17 protein-coding genes are annotated in these 18,338 nt (G+C 61.5%); 14 read left to right on the top strand and 3 right to left on the bottom strand.

Annotation, left to right across the window (positions count from 1 at the left end; genetic code table 11):
* Positions 1 to 47: 47 nt before the first annotated feature.
* The 7 genes from VJ923_RS01420 (at position 48) to VJ923_RS01390 (ending at position 9,119) form a co-directional block, all read left to right on the top strand.
* Entirely contained in the window at positions 48 to 2,804 is a 2,757-nt protein-coding gene (locus VJ923_RS01420) for a molybdopterin-containing oxidoreductase family protein (protein ID WP_326437770.1), read from the top strand.
* A gap of 15 nt (positions 2,805 to 2,819) precedes the next feature.
* Complete coding sequence (locus VJ923_RS01415; protein WP_326437769.1) at positions 2,820 to 3,398, top strand: 4Fe-4S dicluster domain-containing protein; 579 nt, start codon at positions 2,820 to 2,822, stop codon at positions 3,396 to 3,398.
* Between the two features lie 68 nt (positions 3,399 to 3,466).
* Positions 3,467 to 4,303, top strand: a complete 837-nt coding sequence (locus VJ923_RS01410; protein ID WP_326437767.1) for a TorD/DmsD family molecular chaperone — start codon at positions 3,467 to 3,469, stop codon at positions 4,301 to 4,303.
* A gap of 732 nt (positions 4,304 to 5,035) precedes the next feature.
* A complete protein-coding gene (locus VJ923_RS01405) occupies positions 5,036 to 6,187 on the top strand; it encodes an ATP-binding protein (protein WP_326437765.1) in 1,152 nt (383 codons plus the stop codon).
* Positions 6,188 to 6,952: 765 nt separating this feature from the next.
* On the top strand, positions 6,953 to 8,122 hold the full coding sequence (locus VJ923_RS01400; RefSeq protein WP_326437763.1) for an IS110 family RNA-guided transposase: 1,170 nt from the start codon (positions 6,953 to 6,955) through the stop codon (positions 8,120 to 8,122).
* A 260-nt stretch (positions 8,123 to 8,382) separates the two neighbouring features.
* Positions 8,383 to 8,694, top strand: coding sequence for a hypothetical protein (locus tag VJ923_RS01395; RefSeq protein WP_326437761.1), 312 nt, complete (start codon positions 8,383 to 8,385; stop codon positions 8,692 to 8,694).
* Entirely contained in the window at positions 8,691 to 9,119 is a 429-nt protein-coding gene (locus VJ923_RS01390; protein ID WP_326437759.1) for a type II toxin-antitoxin system VapC family toxin, read from the top strand. The genes VJ923_RS01395 and VJ923_RS01390 overlap by 4 nt, the downstream gene beginning before the upstream one ends.
* 44 nt (positions 9,120 to 9,163) lie before the next feature.
* Here VJ923_RS01390 and VJ923_RS01385 read toward each other — a convergent pair whose 3' ends face one another.
* Positions 9,164 to 10,054, bottom strand: a complete 891-nt coding sequence (locus tag VJ923_RS01385; RefSeq protein ID WP_326437757.1) for a LysR family transcriptional regulator — start codon at positions 10,052 to 10,054, stop codon at positions 9,164 to 9,166.
* Between the two features lie 241 nt (positions 10,055 to 10,295).
* Between VJ923_RS01385 and VJ923_RS01380 the strand changes: the two genes are divergently transcribed.
* The 6 genes from VJ923_RS01380 (at position 10,296) to VJ923_RS01355 (ending at position 15,902) form a co-directional block, all read left to right on the top strand.
* Positions 10,296 to 13,022, top strand: coding sequence for a molybdopterin-dependent oxidoreductase (locus VJ923_RS01380; RefSeq protein WP_326437755.1), 2,727 nt, complete (start codon positions 10,296 to 10,298; stop codon positions 13,020 to 13,022).
* A gap of 15 nt (positions 13,023 to 13,037) precedes the next feature.
* Positions 13,038 to 13,616 (top strand): 4Fe-4S dicluster domain-containing protein, encoded by a 579-nt coding sequence (locus VJ923_RS01375; protein WP_326437753.1) that lies wholly within the window; start codon positions 13,038 to 13,040, stop codon positions 13,614 to 13,616.
* Entirely contained in the window at positions 13,616 to 14,272 is a 657-nt protein-coding gene (locus VJ923_RS01370) for a TorD/DmsD family molecular chaperone (protein WP_326437750.1), read from the top strand. The genes VJ923_RS01375 and VJ923_RS01370 overlap by 1 nt, the downstream gene beginning before the upstream one ends.
* Positions 14,273 to 14,468: 196 nt before the next feature.
* Positions 14,469 to 14,882 carry a type II toxin-antitoxin system RelE/ParE family toxin gene (locus VJ923_RS01365; RefSeq protein WP_326437748.1) on the top strand — a complete coding sequence of 138 codons (414 nt, stop codon included), beginning with the start codon at positions 14,469 to 14,471 and terminating at the stop codon, positions 14,880 to 14,882.
* Between the two features lie 10 nt (positions 14,883 to 14,892).
* A complete protein-coding gene (locus VJ923_RS01360; protein ID WP_326437746.1) occupies positions 14,893 to 15,222 on the top strand; it encodes a helix-turn-helix domain-containing protein in 330 nt (109 codons plus the stop codon).
* A 125-nt stretch (positions 15,223 to 15,347) separates the two neighbouring features.
* Positions 15,348 to 15,902: a DJ-1 family glyoxalase III gene (locus tag VJ923_RS01355; protein ID WP_326437744.1), complete on the top strand. Its 555-nt coding sequence runs from the start codon at positions 15,348 to 15,350 to the stop codon at positions 15,900 to 15,902.
* 38 nt (positions 15,903 to 15,940) lie between these two features.
* Here VJ923_RS01355 and VJ923_RS01350 read toward each other — a convergent pair whose 3' ends face one another.
* Complete coding sequence (locus tag VJ923_RS01350; RefSeq protein WP_326437742.1) at positions 15,941 to 16,636, bottom strand: CPBP family glutamic-type intramembrane protease; 696 nt, start codon at positions 16,634 to 16,636, stop codon at positions 15,941 to 15,943.
* Between the two features lie 80 nt (positions 16,637 to 16,716).
* The gene (locus VJ923_RS01345) at positions 16,717 to 17,043 is read right to left on the bottom strand and encodes a heavy metal-binding domain-containing protein (RefSeq protein WP_326437740.1); all 327 of its coding nucleotides are present in this window, start codon (positions 17,041 to 17,043) and stop codon (positions 16,717 to 16,719) included.
* 75 nt (positions 17,044 to 17,118) lie between these two features.
* On the opposite strand from VJ923_RS01345, the gene VJ923_RS01340 reads away from it, so the two are divergent.
* On the top strand, positions 17,119 to 17,664 hold the full coding sequence (locus tag VJ923_RS01340) for a hypothetical protein (protein ID WP_326437738.1): 546 nt from the start codon (positions 17,119 to 17,121) through the stop codon (positions 17,662 to 17,664).
* Positions 17,665 to 18,338 lie beyond the last annotated feature (674 nt).

Here is an 18,338-nt window from a genome sequence, read left to right as displayed (position 1 = left end):
GTAACGTGATTTCTGTCACGCGTTGCGCGAGACGAGAGGGGAATCAAATGGCATTACTCGAGAAGAAAGTCGGGCGCCGCAATTTCCTGAAGGGCAGTGCCGCGGCTGCGGCAGCTTTGGCTGCGGCGGGTATCGCGGGATGCGCGCCCAACGGCAAATCCGGCGACGAACTGAGTGATACGGGAGAGGGCGGAAGCGCCCATGTTGTCGCGTCTGACATTGATATTCTGGAAGAGCGTGGGCAATGGGTGCCGATGTGCTGCAATGAGAACTGCGGCGGCGGCTGTGTGAACCGGGGCTACTTGGTGGATGGCGTCATCGTGCGTCAGGCTACCGATGATACGCATGAAGACACAGACGGTCGCCCTCAGCAACGAAGCTGTCCTCGCGGCCGCTCTCTGCGCCAGCAGCTGTACAATGCCGATCGTCTGAAGTACCCCATGAAGCGCAAGAGTTGGCAGCCGGGCGGCGGCGAGAACTCCCATGGCGAGTTGCGCGGCAAGGATGAATGGGAGCGTGTTAGCTGGGACGACGCGCTCGATCTGATCGCTGGCGAACTGAAGCGCGTGTATGCCGACTACGGCCCTCAGGCGGTCATGTGCAATTCTTGGCGCTGGCAGCCAGCTTCAAACTTGTTGCGCGCTATGGGCGGCGCCATCATGGAGTCGAACACCGAGTCGTTCGGTACCTGGGTGTTCAAACCGCAGTGCTTGGGGCTGAACGTCGTATGGGGCGACCACGCCGACCTCGCCACGGTAAACGATCGCTACGACATGCGCAACGCCGAGTACATCGTCTTTTTGGGAGCCAACACCGTGTGGTGCAACGGCATTACGCCGAACTACTATTTCAAGCTGGCCCAAGAGGCGGGTGCGAAGTTCGTGTATATCAACACGAGCCGCAATGCCTCGGTGGCAGCTTTCGACGGTCGCTGGATCCCCGCTCGCCCGGGTACGGACACAGCTCTCCTCCTGGCCGTGATGTACGAGATGATGCGGCTCGATGAAGAGCGCGGCGACATTATCGACTGGGACTTCCTCAACACCTACTGCGTGGGCTTCGATCTCGATCATATGCCCGAAGACGCCGAGCTCAACGAGTGCATCAGCGAGTATGTCAAGGGCGTTTACGACGGCATCCCCAAGACGCCCGAATGGGCTTCCGAAATCTGCGGCACGCCGGTTGAGGACATCACGTTCCTTGCCGAAATTATGGGCAAGAACAACAAGACGATGTTCCTGCACAGTTACGCCGCCTCTCGCGTGAACGGCGCCGAGAATCTGCCCCAAGCGTTTCTCACGGTAGGCGCCATGGGCGGCCATATGGGCAAGAGCGGCCATGCCTGCGGTGCTTCGTACTCCTTCGATACCGCCGATTCAGGTCCGTGGCTGTACGAGTATGCCGATGTGCGCGGGAACACTCGTCTTCCCGATCCGTATGAGAACAATTGCATTGAGGGTCCCATGTGGTGGAAGTCCGTGCTCGACGGAAAGTACGTATCCACGTGCGTGACGGGCCATCGTGAGAATACCGAGTCGGCTCTGACGTTCCACAAGGCCAAGGAAATGCCCCTCGATCCCCATATCTTGTTTGGGTTCGGGCAGAACTTCGCGCAGACGCGCCAGGACCTCAATGATTTCCTGAAGGCTATCAAGGTGTTCGATATGGTGGTGGCGTGCGACATCAAAAGCACGCTAACGGTGCAGTACGCCGATTTTGCCCTGCCGGCTCTGACGGCTTGGGAGTGCAACGACGATCCCGATGACGGGCCGGTCGATTGGCCGCTGTACCGCAACGGCGACAAGTTGTCGCGCCGTGACTTGATTCGCGCCAACTGGCCTTGCGTAAAGCCCGTGGGGGAGGCCCGTTCCGACGTGTGGATTCTCCGTGCTCTCACGGAAAAGGTCGGTCTGAATGTGGAGGACGTGTTCCCGTACGAGTTCAAGACCACCTTCTTCGACAATCTTGTGGGGTGCCAGTTCCTGGACAAAGACGGCGTTACCTACAAGCGTCTTCTAACTTGGACGGCCGAGGACTCCGAGAAGTGGGGCGTCGACAATCCTCCACAAGAGGGGGAGATGACTCTCGAGGAGTTTATCCATGCCGGTTGCTATGTGATCGAGCGCGAGCCTGGTGACAATTACAGCTTCATCGGCTACAAGGACTATGTGGATGATCCTGTCGCCAACCCGCGACCGTCGCGCAGCGGCAAGCTGGAACTGTATTGCCAGCTTAAGGCCGACAACTTCAACGTCATGGAAATCAATCCCGAGCCGATCAAGCCCTATGCTAACTACATTGTCCCGATTGATGGCTACGAGGCATCCTTCGCGGATTGGGAGAACAAGGTAAAGGGCGAGTATCCTATTCAGATGTACAACCATCACTACCTGCGACGTTCCCATACCAGCTTCGACAATAGCGCGTGGTTGCAGGAGGCGTTTGTCAATCCCGTGTTCATCAACGCAGACGATGCCGCTGAGCGTGGCATTGCCGATGGAGACACCGTGCTTGTTCGCAGCGCTTATGGCAAGACGGTGCGCAATGCCTGCGTCTTGAGCTCGATCATGCCCGGTACGGCCGCCTTGCCTCATGGGGCTCACAGCGTAATCGACGATTCTGATCCAGACGACGTGATTGATTTGGGCGGCAACGAGCAAATTCTGTACGGACCTGTGCAAAGCAACTATTTCCCGCACTTGGGCGGCTACAACAGCTTGCTCGTGGAACTGGAAAAATATGACGGCGAGCCGTTGCAGGAAGATTACGAGCGTGACCCGTTCATTCTCGGCGACGAGGCTTAGTAAGGGGGACTTAAGATGAGCTTGGGATTTTATTTCGACGGCACTCGTTGCGTGGGATGCAAGGCGTGCCAGATTGCCTGCAAGGATCGGCAGGACCTTCAAATTGCTGGACCTCGTACGAGACGTGTCACATCCCATGAGACGGGATCGTACCCGAATCCAGGTCTCTTTCATACAAGCGTCTCTTGTAATCATTGCGAGAGCCCAGCGTGTGTTGCAAATTGCCCGACAGGCGCAATGCACAAAGCGGAAGACGGAACGGTTCAGCATGACGACGATGCGTGCATCGGGTGCAAGACGTGCGTGGGTTCGTGTCCGTATGAAGCGCCTCAATATGTCGAAGCAGAGAATCTTGTTGTAAAGTGCGACAGTTGCAAGCCCTTGCGCGAGGCGGGCATCAATCCGGTCTGTGTGGCTGCCTGCGCCATGAGGGCGTTGGACTTCGGCGAAATCGATGACCTCAAGGGTAAATACGGCAGCGATCTGGTCAGCGAGTTGCCTTGCATGCCAAAGGCCGCGGCGACAAATCCGAATTTGGTAATGAAAGCCAAAGAGGAGGCGATGGCATCAGACAGTCGTGTTGTGCGGCTTTAGTTCAAGTCTAGGCTTCGATTGAGTTAGCGGGGCGTGCTGCGGCGCGCCCCTCGTGAAGGAGGGACGCCATGGGGGAGATGCGGGACGAAGCGCTGGCGCTTGATGCGCTAATGCTGTCGCGTGCTTATATGTACCGATTGCTCGGATTGCTGTTTGGCGGCGAGCCTAATCGCGAGTTCATTGAAACGCTCGTGGACCAGAATACCCGGGATGTGCTTGACGAGTATAGAGAAGAAAGCCCTGCCATCGATGAGCTGGCGGGCTATCTGGCCAATCTCGGGGTCTCTTTTAGCGACGAGTCGATTGATCGCGCCAGGAGCGAGTTTACACGCGTCTTTGTGGGGCCGTCGACCCTTCCGGCATTGCCCTGGGGCTCCCCGTACGAAAGCGGCGATCCGGTCATGTTTCAAAAGGGGACGCTAAAGGTGCGCGAAATCTATCGATTGCAAGGCTACCGACCGGCCCGTTTGCAGCATGTTCCCGATGACCATATCGCTCTGGAGTGCAATTTCATGGCGCGCTTGGCCTTTGGTCTTGCTGGTTCCTTCGAAGATGCTGACTTTGCGACGGTGCGAGAAGGGCTTGTGTCGCAAAAGTCGTTTCTGGGGCAGTGCATGACTGGATGGATCGCGCGTTATGCCGTGGAGCTAAAAGATTCTGGAAAAGCGCCGTTCTATGGTCGCCTCGTTGAGGCGGCTGCCGAGTTTGTTCGGCTGGACGACGTTTTCCTCGGAGAAGCCCTTCAATGGTTGAAAGATGTGGCTGAAATCTGGCAGCCCTCTGATTTGAAGCAGGCGTTAGAGGCTGCTTCGCAGTCGCTTGCAAGTATTCGCGAGGCCCTGCAGAGACTTTTTGCGTTGAAGCTGGAGCACTCAGAAGAATTCGAGCTCGTTAGAGCTTCGTGAAACCGAGCAACGAGCCCTTTTTCTCAGCGCCCGCCAAGCAACCCTCCCTGCTTGGCGGGCCTTCTTCGATTGAGCTTTCCGCTCGGGGAAAAAGCGTGTTCGATATCCAGCGCCTGTTGGGGCTCTGGTCAATAGAGAAAAAGCCCTCGCCTTTTGAGGGGATGGGCGAATTGAGGAACGGATCCCCCTTTCGGACCCTCGCACCTCAAAGCCCCTCGCGGGCCACGTCGGCCCAACACCGTAGCTGAAGAACTCGGAATCGTGCGTTTGGTCCCGAATCGATCTCCCGGCTTCTGGGCTGGAATCGCGCGTTTTGGTCCCGAATCGCCTTAGTTCCCGGAACCAGGCTCTTTTCGGATCGCGGCTGGCGCCGGTGGATGCGCTGCGGCGCGGGTAGCGTGGAGGTGGCGCTGGCCGCCGCGTTCGATGGCCCGGCAGTTCGTGTGGCCTACGGAGTGAAGCCCAAGACCGCTACTCTGCTGCCGACGATGTGGCAGCGGGCTTGATCTCGAAATAGGCTGCGGTCTTGTCGCTGCTTCGAGTTGACAATCTTGCGGCAGAGTACTGGATAATCTTGCAATGAAATACTGGATAAACTTGTAGTGGCATACTAGATAATCTTGTAGTTGATAATAGGATAATCTGGTAGTAATGAATCGAATAATTTGGTACTCTATACGGGAAAGCCCATATCAGCAAGGATATTTTTTCTTGTAAAGGCCAGGTGGTGCTATGATTCCGCGTTCTGTTGCGGAGACGTTGCGCAGAAATTTGCAGCAGTTTCCCATTGTTTCCCTTACAGGTCCGCGTCAGAGTGGCAAGACGACGCTTTTGAGAAACGAGTTTCCGGAGTACTCCTATGTTTCCTTGGAAGACCCCGACGCTCGCGCCTTTGCTCAGGACGACCCCCGATCCTTTCTCGCCCTTCACGGACCTCGTACCATTCTGGATGAGGCTCAGCGAGTTCCCGAGCTGTTCTCCTATCTTCAGGGCGCGGTAGATGAGACGGGCGAATCCGGGCAGTACATCGTCTCCGGTTCGCAGAACTTCCTTCTGATGGAGGCGATTTCGCAATCGCTCGCTGGACGGGTCGCGGTAAGACACCTGCTGCCGCTGTCTTACCGTGAGGTGAAGGAGGCGTGGGGGCACGGGCCAACGACGGAGGAATGGGTCGTTCGCGGCGGCTACCCGCGTCTCCACGACGTGCCGATGAATCCTGACGAGTACTATCCCAGCTACGTTCAGACCTATCTCGACCGGGATGTACGCCGTGAAATGGGCGTAGTGAAGCTCGCCGAGTTCAATCGTTTCATCGGGCTGTGCGCGGCACGAATCGGGAACCTCGTAAATGTCCAATCCATGGCGACGGAGTGCGGCATTAATGTGCGGACAGCCAAAGAATGGCTCTCCTTGCTAGAGCAGAGCTTCATCATCCATCTGCTGCGTCCTTACCACCGCAACTTCGGAAAGAGGCTTGTTAAAACACCCAAGCTCTATTTTAGCGACACGGGTCTCGCGTGTTCTCTTCTGGGAATTGAAACACCCGAGGAATTTCTGATGAGCGATTTTAAGGGGGCGCTGTTCGAGAATGCCGTCATATCCGAGCTGACGAAGGCCTCTTACGCAGCGGGAAAGATGCCAGAGTTTTATTTCTGGAGGGACTCATCTGGTCGCGAGATCGATCTGCTCATTGAAAAGGGTGGTGCCATCCAGCGGGCCATCGAGATGAAGGCCTCGTCGACCTACCGTCCGAAGTTCTTCGCGACGCTCGATGGGCTGGGGGATGTGCTGGGAGTTCCGCCAGAGGCGCGCGAGATTGTGTACACGGGGGTCGAAGCTGTGGAAACGAAACACGGTCTGCTGCGGCCCTTCTCCGCCTTGTAGGGCGAGGGGGCTGCAGGCTTCGACATCGCCATTGTTCCCGATGCCGCGGCTTCGGGCATGCTCGTTAAATAGCGACCTCAAAATGTTTGCGAATCGGGGAGGGCGTAGGCCGTCCTGCCCCGTTTCGCGCTTCACGTCCCTCGAGAAAGGGGCGCTTGCCATGAGCATGTTGCCCCGGCCGAGCCCCCTCGTAAACGACGTTTCCGCCGACGATGGTTTGAGCGGCCATGGCGGGGATGCCTCCGTGTTGGCTGCTATGCGCGCAGCTCGTCGAGAAGACGATCGAGAACGTGTTGTCCGGTGCGGGAGAGATACTTGTTCTTGTGTCACACCAAAAGCTCGCAGTCGCGCCGCTCGTTGGACAGGGGGCAACAACGACGGGCGCGTCTTCGGGGGCAGCTCTGTTTTGCGGGAGAGGGGATGGTCCCTGCGCACGATGCACGTGAGTTCATGAGCCTGTGATTATTGGCGCCGTGGCGGGGCCGCCCCATTACAGTAAGAGCCGTCCGATAAGGGCGGCTCTCTTTATCTTCTATAGCGAGGAGGCTACGATGGGGGCGGCCCTTGCGGGCTGCTGGCCGGCCGCGCCGGATGGCCCTCTGCCCCTGCCTCTCCAGAAGGCCGGGGGGTGTTGCCACCGGCGCCGCCAGGCCGCGGGCGGACGACTGATAGAGATCTGCCGGGCGCGCGGCGCCACGGCCGGGTAATGTGGGTGTCGCGGGCCTGCGGCGGGACCGGCCGGCCGACCTTCGGAGAGGATACATCATGGAAGAGAACGGCACAACCGCCGCGGTCCTGGGCCTCGACGTCGGCAAGGCGTCGCACTGGGCCTGCGGCATCGACCCCGCGGGGCGCGTGGTCCTGAGCGAGCGGGTCGCCAACAGGGCGGCCGACGTGGACGCCCTGCTGGCGCGCGCGGGCTCGGGGGCGCTGGTGGTGGTCGACCAGAAGCGCAACATCGGCGCGCTGGTCGTCGCGAGGGCCCGCGCCGCCGGCAACCCGGTCGCCTACCTGCCGGGATCGGCCGAGAAGGCCCTGCGCGACGCCGAGGCCGGCGTGGCCAAGACCGACCGCATAGACGCCGAGGTGATCGCTCGGGCAGCGCTGGGCATGCCGCACACGCTCAGGCCCCTCGCCGAGGAGGCGCCCCGGGCGGCGGCCGCGCGGCTGCTCGCGTCCCAGCTCGACTTCTGCACCAGGTCGAGGACGCAGGCGAAGAACCGGCTGCGCGCGGTGCTGCTCGAGGCCGATCCGGCGCTGGAGGCGGCGGTCGAACCCTCCAGCGCCTGGCAGATGGCCGTGTTCGCCGAGATCGGGGGGCCGGGCGAGGTCGCCGCGGCCGGCCTCAGGCGCTTCAGAGCGGTGGCCGAGAGGGCGCACGGCGCGGCCAGGGCGGCGAGCGCGGCCCTGTGGGAGGCCGCGGCGGGCGCCGCCGCGACGGCCACGGAGGCCGGCGACGCGCTCGTGCGCATGCTGGCCCGCGACATCCTCGCGCTGGGCGCGGAGATGGAGGAGCTGCAGTCGCTGATGGCGGCGGAGCTCGGCGACGACGAGACCTACCGGTGCCTGCTCACGGTGCCCGGCATCGGCCCGAAGACGGCCGCGGCCCTGGTGGCGGCCGTCGACATCTCCCTGTTCCCCAGCTGCGACAAGCTCGCGAGCTACTGCGGGGTGGCCCCGGCCGACAGCCAGTCCGGCACCAGCGTGAGGTCGACCAGGCCGCAGCGGGGCGGGAGCAAGCCGCTGAAGAACCTCCTGATCTTCTCCTGCAACTCGCTCGTCGGCACGAAGAACCGCTTCGGGCGCTACTACGACGAGTGCCGCGCGAGGAAGATGAGGCACAACGCGGCGCTGAAGGCCGTCGCCCGAAAGCGCCTCAGGGTCATCTACTCCATCATGAGGGATCCGAGGCCCTACAAGGAGCCGGGCGCCTAGGAGAGAGGCGTTCTCGCAGGCCCCGTGGGGGCCTGGGCAAGTGCGCCTTGGCGCCGCTGGAAGAGACGGGTCCAAACGGGGTTGACAAAACTATAGAGACACCCCCCATCTCGCGGCAGATGTCGGCGTCGGTTCCGCTTGTGGCCGCGTGATGAGGCGAGAATGCGAAACGACGAGGGGCTTTTACGATTCCGCTATAGCGTCACTATATTGCATTACCATAATGCATCAGGTATGATGGGCGCGTCAAGGAGGTTGAAATGGCTCAGGCTACCATCAATGCGCGCTTGAATGCGGCGGTTAAGGAGCGGGGCGATAAGGTGCTTCGCGACAACGGAATATCGACGACCGAGGCAATCCGCGGGCTGTGGTCGTCTATGGCGCGGACGCGCGAGGTTCCCAGCTTCCTGGTGCAGGAATGCCGGCGGGACGAGGCCGCACAGCGCAGACGCAAGCGCGAAATTGCGCGCAGTCTCGTGGGGCTGGCAGGTGGGGGCTCCTCTCTCGACGATGACGAGCTTTCCGCAATGAGGTTCCAGGCCATGCTGTCTCGATACGAGGCGCTGTCATGAAGGTCCTTTTCGACACGAACGTGTGGCTCGACATCATTTTGAGCCGAGAGGGCTTTTGGGAAGCTTCCCTGACGGCGCTTTACGACTGCATCGACGAGGACGACGATCTCTGCGTGGCCGCCACTTCTCTGAAGGACGTCTTCTTTCTCGTGGAGCGCCTGAAAGACGCCGATGCCGCCTACGAGTCGGTTGAGCGCATGCTCGAGCTCGCTCGTCTCCTTGCTGTCGACGAAGCAGTCTGCCGACGCGCCCTCCCTCTGGAGCGCCCGGACTACGAGGACGGCATCATAGCGGCAGCGGCCGAGATCGAGCAGATCGAGTGCATCGTCACGAGGGACGACGGCGCCTTCCGCAACTTGGGCATTCATCGCGTGAGCCCCCTCGAGTTCATCAAGGAGCGCGGTACGGAGGTTGTGGCTCTGTAGGAGAGAGCGCATCGCCAGGCCTCAGACTGGCCTACCTCGACTCTCTATGCGCGCAATTCGTCCAGCAGGTGGTCGAAAACGTATTGGGCGGCGCGGGAGAAGCGCTTGTCCTTGCGCCAGACGAGGAACTCGCTTCCCTCGGGGGCGTCGACGAGGGGGATAACGACAGCGGGGGATTCGGGCGAGGGCGTGTAGAGCCCCTCGTAATTGAGCATGAGGTCAGCAAGCCCTGCTTCTACCATGGCGACGCCGTTGAAGGGGAGGTTGTAGGTGGCCGTTACGTTCAGCTGTTGAAGCATATCGTCTCCCCATGCCCGAAGAACGCTGGAGTTCATGGCCTGCCGCGAGGCTGCCAGGCGTCCCGTCGTCAGATCGACAGGACTGAGTTCCGCTTTCTGCGACAGCGGGTGATCCTTTCTGACGATGCATACGAGCCGGTTTTTCGTCGTCAGTTCCAACGAGTCGCATTCGTTGCGCCCTTCGTAGAGTCGTTCGTACTGAAAAACGAAATCAAAGTAGCCGTTGTTGAGCTGGTGGAGAAGATCCATTGCGTTTCCCGTAGTGATATGGACGCGGATCCCCGGATGGTTCTCGGCGATATCGGCAATGATGCGAAAAACAAGGCGCAGGTTCTTCGATTCCCCGCAGCCGATGAACACGTCGCCTTCGATCGCGGAGGTGCTTTCTGCGAATTGCGCCACGGCTTCGTCGGCCATATCGAGAATGCGTGTTGCATGGCGGAAAAAGGACTCACCGTCGGCGGTCAAGGCTAACCGTTTTTTCGAGCGAATGAGCAATTGAGTGCCGATCTCTTGTTCCAGCTCGCTCATCTGGCGCGAGAGGGTCGGCTGTGTGATGTAGAGCTTCGCTGCCGCGTTGGTGATGCTTCCCTCGCGGGCGATAGCGACGAAATATCTCAGCTGTCTCAATTCCATGGCTTCCCCCGCCCTCGCGCGTCTGTTCCCGTGCTGGAAAGACAGCTCCAATATACCCCATCTTAGATAGCCTGTCGGTAGTGGAAATATGCCGGAAAGGCATGTTGCGTCATCGAAACCAAGTATTTGCTCCCCGCGTCTGCCGTGTGGATACTTCGCTTTGGAGAGACGGAGCGGGCAAAGAGGGGATCCGGAACTATCTTGCCGCTTCGCATACTGCCTAGGTGTGAGGAGACAGATTATGGAAATGACGACAGGTGGAACGGGATCGCTTTCGCGCCGCGCATTTGTCGGCGCCGCCGCAGCGGCGACGGCCATCATGGCTGCCGGGTGCGCCCCCGAGAGCAAGCTTGCCGGTACGGGCGATACCGAGCCGCGGAACTATCAAGTCGATGCGGAATTCGATGAGAACCAGCCCGGCGAGTGGAAGCCGGTGCCCTGCTGGCTTTTGTGCGGCGGCCGCTGCCAGCTGAAGGCCTACGTGGTCGACGGCGTGGTAACGCGCGTCAAGACCGACGACAATCGCGAGGACACGCTGGAGGAGTTCCAGAACCGAGCCTGCCCGCGCGGCCGCTCCCAGCGCAAGCACGTCTTCGCGGCCGACCGCATCAAGTACCCCATGAAGCGCAAGAGCTGGAACCCGGGCGGCACCGAAGTGAACGGCGAGCTGCGCGGGGTGGACGAATGGGAGCGCATCTCCTGGGACGAGGCTCTGGACATCACGGCATCCGAGATGAAGCGCATCTACGACGCCTACGGGCCCGAGGCCTGCTTCTACTCGGGCATCAGCTTCTGCCTCTTCCCGCAGAAGGTGCTCCCGCTCATGGGGGGCTACTCCAATTTCGCGGGCTGCACGTCCTACGGGCACTGGATGCTCTGCTCGGGTGATTTGGGCATCAGCACCGAGGCCGGCGAGCCGGGCGTCATGGGCGCCAACGACCGCCTGGATATGCTGAAGGCCGAGACCATCGTGCTCCACGGCCTGAACCCGGCCTGGAGCTCGGGCGGCTCGCCCGCATTCCACTTCTGGCGCGCGAAGGAGGCTGGCGCCGAGTTCATCTTCATCGGACCTGAGTATAACGTCTCGGCATCGATGCTCGACGCCCGCTGGATTCCCTGCCGCCCCAACACCGACGTCGCGTTCCTCCTGGCCGTCGCCTACGAGATGCTTCGCCTCGACAAGGAGAAGGGCGACATCGTGGACTGGGACTTCATCGACCGGTGCACCGTCGGCTTCGACAAGGACCGGCTTCCCGCCGACGCGCGCTCCGAGGAGAACATCTACGATTACCTCATGGGCAACATCGACGGAGTGGCTAAAACGCCTGAATGGGCGAGCGCCATCTGCGGAACTCCCGTCGAGGACATCACGTGGTACGCGGAGAAGATCGGCAAGAACCACGCGGTGACGACGCTCTACGCCTGGGCGACGGGCCGAAACACGGCGGGCGAGAGCATGCCCCAGGCCGCGCTGACTGTCGGCTGCCTGGGCGGTCATTTCGGCAAGCCCGGCCATGCCACCAACCCTACGGAGATCTACTACGCCGGCAACGAGGGTAACAAGCTGGTGAGCGCCGGCGCCATGCGCGATGTGGCGGTGAGCGAGGCCGTTGCGGGCAATCCCGCCGAGAACGGCTCCACGGTGGCCATCCCCTTGGCGTCGCTGTGGAAGGACATCAACAAGGGGTCCTACACCGATATCGGCAACTGCGACTGGGTCAACTGCACGACGGCGGGCATGAAGGAGCCGGAAGAGAAACCGGTGAACATCAAGATGATCATGTCGCAGTGCTCGCAGTTCCTGACCACGATGGTCGACGTCAACGAGGGCATCAAGGCCTTCCGCAGCGCCGAGTTCGTGCTCTCTATGTCACAGCATTTCACGACGTCTTCCCAGTACGCCGACATCGTGTTGCCTTCCACGACGCCCTGGGAGGGCCCCGGCTACGATCAGAGCTTCCTTCAGCTGACGTACAACTTCGCCAACCGCGAGACCATGTACTTCGCCAGCTGGGCCGTGGCTCCCTTGTTCGAGGCGCGTTCGGATCGCGACATCTGCCACGACCTGCTCGATCGCTTGGGCTTCAACGGCGATGACGTGTTCCCCTACTCGGAGGAGCAGCGTGAGTTCGACCGCATCAACGGCGCGACGTTCATCGACGAGGACGGCGTGACGTCCCGTCCCCTGGTTACCATCACGCAGGAGAAGCTCGATGAGCTGGGGCTCGACGGCACGGTGCAGGAGGGCGTTATCGACTACGACGAGCTGGTGAAGCGCGGGCTGTACCATGTGCCGCGCAGCGAGGGCGACAACCGCGGCTATATCGCTTATGCCGATTTCGTGGCCGACCCCGAGGCCAACCCGCGTCCCTTCAGCACCTCGGGCAAGTTCGAGCTGTACTGCCAGACGAAGGCCGACGGCTACAACCGCATGGGCATCTACAAAGAGGAGATCAAGCCCTATGCTTGCTACCGAGTGGGCGAGGGATGCTACCAGGACTCCTTCACCGATTTCGAGGGCGGCGTGAAGGGCGAGTTCCCGCTGCAGCTTTACACGCCGCACTACCTGCGTCGCGCCCATGCCGGATTCGACTCCGTGGGCTGGCTGCGCCAAGCGTTCGAGAATCCCGTCTACATGAACCCGCTCGATGCGGCCGATCGCGGTGTGAGCGATGGCGACTGGGTGCTCGTCCGCTCGAAGGCCGGCGGTGTGCTGCGTCAGGTGTCGACGATGGAGACGCTCATGCCGGGCGTGGTGGGCATTCCCCATGGATCTTGGCAGGAGATGGATCCCGAGACGGGCTACTCCAAGAGCGGCTGCGAAAACGTGCTGTGCCCGACCAGCTACGAGAGCGGTCTTATGAACGGCTACAACAGCACGCTGGTCGAGATTGAGCGCTACGAGGATCAAGATCTGCTGGCCGACAAGGATCGCCCGGTGGTGCTCCCGGCCGGTATCGAGGAATAGGACAGGAGGATTATCATGGCTCTCGGTTTTTACTTCCGCGAATCTGCTTGCACGGGGTGCAGGGTTTGCCAAATTGCCTGCCAGGATCGCAACGACCTGCCGGTCAACGTGGCCGTGCGAAAGGTGGCCACCTTCACCAGCGGCAGCTATCCCCAGGCCCAGTTCTACCATTACTCGGCCGCCTGCAACCATTGCGCCGACCCGGCTTGCGCCGCCGCCTGCCCGACAGGTGCCACGCAGAAGTCCGATGACGGCACGGTGTACCGCGACAAAGAGACGTGCATCGGCTGCGGCTCGTGCGTGAGCGCGTGCCCCTACGGGCATCCCATGGTCGACGAGGAGGCCGGCGTGTCGGTTCGCTGCGACTCGTGCAAGGCGTTTCGCGACAACGGCGAGAATCCTGTCTGCGTGGACGCCTGCCCCATGAGGGCGCTCGAGTTCGGGGATATCGAGGAGCTGCGCGCGAAGCACGAGGGCGAGAACCTGGTGGTCGAGCTGCCGATCCTCCCTTCCGCCGACGAGACGGGCCCGGCGCTGCTGATCGATGCGAAGCAGTGCGCGCTTGCGGCTGACTACAAGGAGACGATGATCTAATGGCGGCGGGCGAGGATGTCGCGGCGCTGCTGTCCGCGAGGATGTACCTCTACACGTTGGGTCAGCGGGTTTTCGGCGGAGAGCCGACGGCCGATCTGACCGATGCGGTAGACCCCTCGCTGATGGCGTCCGCTTGCGAGGCGGCGGGGATCGATCCTGGTCTTGGCTTGCGGGTGTGCGAGTCGGGGAATGCCGCGCTGCGGGACATCGAGGCGGCGACAGGGGTGTACATGCGCCTTTTCGTCGGCCCTGGAAAGCTGGCCGCGCCTCCGTGGGAATCGGTGTATCGCAGTCGCTCGAAGGCCCTCTTCCAGACCGAGACCCTCGATGTGCGCAACGCCTATCGCGTGGCCGGCTACCTGCCAGAAGGCTATCCCCATGTGGCTGATGACCATCTTGCCCTGGAGCTGGGATTTCTGGCGGCTCTGGCCCGTCAGATGGTTGATCGGCGGGCAAGCGGCGAGCCCTACGACGATGCGACGGCCTCATCGCGGACGTTCATCGACGAGCATCTGGGCCGGTGGCTGAGCCGCTACCGCGACGATCTGGCCCGCGGCGCAGCTGGCGCGGGGGCCGCTGGAGAGTGGTACATGGCGCTTGTCGAGCTGATAGAGGCTCTTGCCGCCGCCGATCTGCGGCGCGACAGGTGGATCTGAGAAAATTTCGTCCCTCCTCTTGCCCCTCGTGCCCCGCGACATTTGTCGTTGCGGGGCACGAGGGGCTTTTGCGACTCCGATGTGCGTGCTGATGCTTGACTATACAAACATATGTACTATAATCAAACAAATGTTTGATTAGGTTGGGAGATCCCTAACTCTTCCTTGAGGACAGCCGTTCCGCAAAGGAGGGGAGATGGGCGAAAAATCTCATGGGCATAATCCTGATATACCGATTGACTTATACAAGGAAAACCGTATAAAATCGTGGCAAGTCGATATGGCTTACATCGAAGATTGGCTCGATACGCTCGACGACGAATCGGTAGCGCTTGTCCTTGCGGCCGTTGGTGTGCTTCGGGAGCAGGGACCGCTTCTGAAGCGTCCTCTCGTGGGGGCTATCGAGGGATCTCGCTTTAAGAACATGAAGGAGCTGCGGCCGGGTTCGGCGGGCGTCTCGGAGATCAGGATTCTCTTCGCATTTGACCCGCGGCGGCACGCGATCCTGCTTCTTGGCGGGGATAAGCGCGGTCAGTGGCGCGCATGGTATAAGCGCGCTATCCCTGAAGCTGATCGGCGATTTGCGGAGCATTTGGAGACAATGAGATAAAGGAGGGGATATGAGTCTGAGCCCTGAGGAGTACATGGTAAAACGTGGTATTTCACATGAGGCAGTTGAGCGAAAACGGGAGGAGCTGCAAGCTCGCATCGAGGCATACGAGTTGGCTGAGATTAGAAAGATGGCCGGATTGACCCAGACCGAAGTGGGGAATCGTATGGGTGTAAGTCAGAAGCGCATTTCGGAAATCGAGCACGGTTCCATTGAGTCGGTGCGGGCTGGGACGCTCAAGCGCTATGCGGCGGCTCTCGGAGGGCGCCTCCATATTCAGCTAGAGTGTGCGTTGCCGAACGGCGAGATGCGTATCGTGGAGATGCCGGTTCTCGCGTAGCGCCCTTGGGGAGGAACTGCGCCCTCTCTTCTCGTCTGTAACATTCGGCGGGTGCAGGCGGGGCGGCCGTCGCGGCCTGCGCTAGAATGGTGAATGTCTTACGAAAACGGACGAAAGGACCAGTCATGGCGAAGTCTGCGGTGATGTTTCTGGCGAACGGGTGCGAGCCCTTGGAGGTGGTGGCGCCGGTGGATGCACTTCGCCGCGGAGGCGTGGACGTGGTACTGGCCGCCGTATCCGACGATTTGGCGGTGCGCGCGGCCCATGGGGTGAAGCTCGAGGCCGACGTCCCGCTCTCCGCGCTCGATCTAACGGGCTTCGATGCCGCCATTGTGCCCGGCGGCTCGGTGGGCGTGGACAACCTCGGAAAGAGTGCGCGCGTGGTAGCCGAGCTGCGCCGCCGCATGGAGGCGGGCGAGTACGTGGCCGCCATCTGCGCCGGCCCCATGGTGCTCGCCAACGCGGGGCTTCTGAACGGCCGTGCCGCGGTGTGCTATCCCGGCTGCGAGGAAGGCTGGCCGGCGGGCGTCTACCAGCCCCACGAGAGCGTGTTCGTCGACGGCAACCTCATCACTGCCACGGGCCCGGGCGCGGCGTTGCCCTTCGGCCTCCAGATCCTGCGCACGCTTGCCGGCGACGAGGTGGCCGACGACGTCGCCTCGGGCATGCTCGTCAAATAGCAATCTCGCCAACGCCTGCAGGCTGGGATGTTGAGCCCCTATTCGCCTTTCAGTGCGCGCTCCATTTCCTCTTCGACGGCGTTTACGGGCGCCTCTCCGTGGAAATAGTCGGGATCGCGCAGCATTTTGCGCGCTTCGAGGGAGACGTTGCCGATATCGTACAGGGCATGGGCGACGATGACGGCGGTGAGCATGCCCGTGGCGACATACACGGCACCGAGCATAACGCCGAGAAGGCCCACCAGCCCAAGAGCGCAGGGGCTGCGGTACTGCACGTGCATGATGGCGAACACGGCCGAGGATGCGGCTACGGCAATAACGGCGGCAGCGGGAAAGCCCAGCGCCGGCTCGGCGATGAACATGATGACGCCGGTGGCCGCATAACGGAATCCAGCCTCTTCCACGCAACCGACGCCCACCATAACGCACGTCACCTTCCAAAGGGCAAGGCGGGGAATCTCCCCGTTCAGCCCCTGCCGTATCGCGTAGATATCTTCGCGCACGTCGGGTCGGTGCCAGAAAACCTTTTCGGCAGTGAAGGCGACAGCGAGCATCGCGGCCGCCAAAACGATGCCGACAGCCACGGAGATGGGCCAGCCGACTGCCAAAGCTTGGGCGAGGTCGGCGGCCCATCCGTTCGTGAGCGCTTCGAAAAGCGGCGTGCCGCGCAAGAGCGCGAGGATGATGCAGCACGCAATGGCGATAAGGCACGTCAGCAGCACCGAAGCAACCATAATCTGGGTAAGCTTCGCATCCTCTTCTTCCGGAAGAGGGTATTGCTCGCGTGCTTTCGAAAGCCAGCTCAAAGGGAAACCTAGGCGATCGCCTCGACGGTGACGGCGGTGCCCGAGGCGCTTACCATGAGCATGTTGCCCTGGCCGAGCACTTCGTAATCGACATCCACCCCGACGATGGCGTGGGCGCCCAGGGCGGCGGCACGCTGCTCCATCTCGGCGATGGCCTGGGTGCGTGCCTGCATGAGCTCCTCCTCGTAGCCCTCGGAGCGGCCGCCCACGATGTTGCGGATACCCGCGCCGAAGTCGCGCAGGAAGTTGATGCCGGTGATGACCTCGCCGAAGACGATGCCGTAGTAACCGGTGATGCGGTAGCCCTCGACGGTCGGGGTCGTGGTGGTGATCATTGGGCGCCTCCTTAAGCGTTGCGCTTCGCGGTTCGAAGATGATGTGCAGTATAGCGGAACGGCGCGAAGGTGGTCGTGCTGGAGAAAGCCGGCGCCATCGCCGCCGCCCGTGAGGCCATCGGCGCGCTGAACTCCAAGCTTGCGCTCGATCATCAGGAGGACGTCCCCACGCTGATGAACCACGCCGCCATGACCCAGTCCGGCGACATCTTTCTGCCCGGCAGCCAGCCGTTCCTGCACGTGAACATCAACGGCGAACGCTTCATGAACGAGGACCAGTGCTACCCCATGAGCTACGCCGGCGGCGCGCGGCAGCCCGGCCACCTCAGCTGGATCGTGTGGGACGGCAACTACTGGGAGGACATCGCCCAGTTCGACACCTGCGGCTGCTCCTGTCTGTATCTGGCACCCTCGGGCACCGCGTTCAACGCCGACGTGTATGACTGCGAGGCACTGACTAAGGAGCACCTGGATTCCTTTTGGCTCGATCCGCGCCTGGAGTCCGGCATGTTGAAGAAGGCCGACACCTTGGAAGAGCTCGCCGATATGATGGAGTTCGACGCCGACCAGAAGGCCACCTTCGCCCGCATCGCTGCCAAGCACGCCCTCGGCGTGGAGTAGCGCCGAGCGGGGTGGAACCCGTTCTCGCCGTGGAGTAGCGCCCGACGAGGCGGACAATAAGCGGCATCCCCCGAGAAGCCGCCGCTTCCGCCGATGCGATCGCTTTTCCCGAGCCTGCCATCCCTCCCTCTTGCAGGCGCACCTTCAGGGCTCCCCTCCGGGGGAGCCCGTTTCGCGTTTGCGGGTTGTGGCGAATTGCTTGCAAATCGACGGGTAGCGTAGTTTCTTGAGGGCGGTTTCGGAATTTTGAACCCGACGGCTTGACATTTTCCCAGGTCAGAAGATTCCTGTTGCGACTCGGTCGGCTGAACGACTACGCTACCCGTCGATTTCAAAGCAATCCGGGCCTTGGGCACCTCGATAGAGGGGGATGGTCTAGCCGCGCACGAGGTCGATGAGCTCTTGGCGCGAGTGCACGCCGATCTTGGCGTAGAAGCACTGTCGATTTCTTGGAGAGCTTCCGCCTGAGCCGCAGGCGCTTCGACGGGCGACTCGCGGCGAGAACCACGGGCTCCCGCACCCACGACCCCGTTTCCGCTCTGCAGAGCCACCGGCAGCGGTCGATGGAGGCTGGCCTGGTCGTTCAACACGAACATCGTGATGGTCACGAGCACCGGGCACATCCATCGGTAGAGAAACGAGAGCGAGATGCGTCGCAGGCCCGGCACGGCCGA

Source organism: Adlercreutzia shanghongiae, from assembly GCF_035830635.1.
Lineage (GTDB): Bacteria > Actinomycetota > Coriobacteriia > Coriobacteriales > Eggerthellaceae > Adlercreutzia > Adlercreutzia shanghongiae.
The sequence above is the reverse complement of the archived record's forward strand: the minus strand, read 5'-3'. Positions and strand labels throughout refer to the sequence as shown.

What these genes read in the sequence shown, in the direction of transcription:
- VJ923_RS01390 (WP_326437759.1), top strand. Translation starts at nt 8,691, where the DNA reads ATGAAGGTCCTTTTCGACACGAACGTGTGGCTCGACATCATTTTGAGC.
- VJ923_RS01360 (WP_326437746.1), top strand. Translation starts at nt 14,893, where the DNA reads ATGAGTCTGAGCCCTGAGGAGTACATGGTAAAACGTGGTATTTCACAT.
- VJ923_RS01385 (WP_326437757.1), bottom strand. Translation starts at nt 10,054, where the DNA reads ATGGAATTGAGACAGCTGAGATATTTCGTCGCTATCGCCCGCGAGGGA.
- VJ923_RS01355 (WP_326437744.1), top strand. Translation starts at nt 15,348, where the DNA reads ATGGCGAAGTCTGCGGTGATGTTTCTGGCGAACGGGTGCGAGCCCTTG.
- VJ923_RS01380 (WP_326437755.1), top strand. Translation starts at nt 10,296, where the DNA reads ATGGAAATGACGACAGGTGGAACGGGATCGCTTTCGCGCCGCGCATTT.
- VJ923_RS01420 (WP_326437770.1), top strand. Translation starts at nt 48, where the DNA reads ATGGCATTACTCGAGAAGAAAGTCGGGCGCCGCAATTTCCTGAAGGGC.
- VJ923_RS01375 (WP_326437753.1), top strand. Translation starts at nt 13,038, where the DNA reads ATGGCTCTCGGTTTTTACTTCCGCGAATCTGCTTGCACGGGGTGCAGG.
- VJ923_RS01395 (WP_326437761.1), top strand. Translation starts at nt 8,383, where the DNA reads ATGGCTCAGGCTACCATCAATGCGCGCTTGAATGCGGCGGTTAAGGAG.
- VJ923_RS01350 (WP_326437742.1), bottom strand. Translation starts at nt 16,636, where the DNA reads ATGGTTGCTTCGGTGCTGCTGACGTGCCTTATCGCCATTGCGTGCTGC.
- VJ923_RS01345 (WP_326437740.1), bottom strand. Translation starts at nt 17,043, where the DNA reads ATGATCACCACCACGACCCCGACCGTCGAGGGCTACCGCATCACCGGT.
- VJ923_RS01405 (WP_326437765.1), top strand. Translation starts at nt 5,036, where the DNA reads ATGATTCCGCGTTCTGTTGCGGAGACGTTGCGCAGAAATTTGCAGCAG.
- VJ923_RS01400 (WP_326437763.1), top strand. Translation starts at nt 6,953, where the DNA reads ATGGAAGAGAACGGCACAACCGCCGCGGTCCTGGGCCTCGACGTCGGC.
- VJ923_RS01415 (WP_326437769.1), top strand. Translation starts at nt 2,820, where the DNA reads ATGAGCTTGGGATTTTATTTCGACGGCACTCGTTGCGTGGGATGCAAG.
- VJ923_RS01410 (WP_326437767.1), top strand. Translation starts at nt 3,467, where the DNA reads ATGGGGGAGATGCGGGACGAAGCGCTGGCGCTTGATGCGCTAATGCTG.
- VJ923_RS01370 (WP_326437750.1), top strand. Translation starts at nt 13,616, where the DNA reads ATGGCGGCGGGCGAGGATGTCGCGGCGCTGCTGTCCGCGAGGATGTAC.
- VJ923_RS01365 (WP_326437748.1), top strand. Translation starts at nt 14,469, where the DNA reads ATGGGCGAAAAATCTCATGGGCATAATCCTGATATACCGATTGACTTA.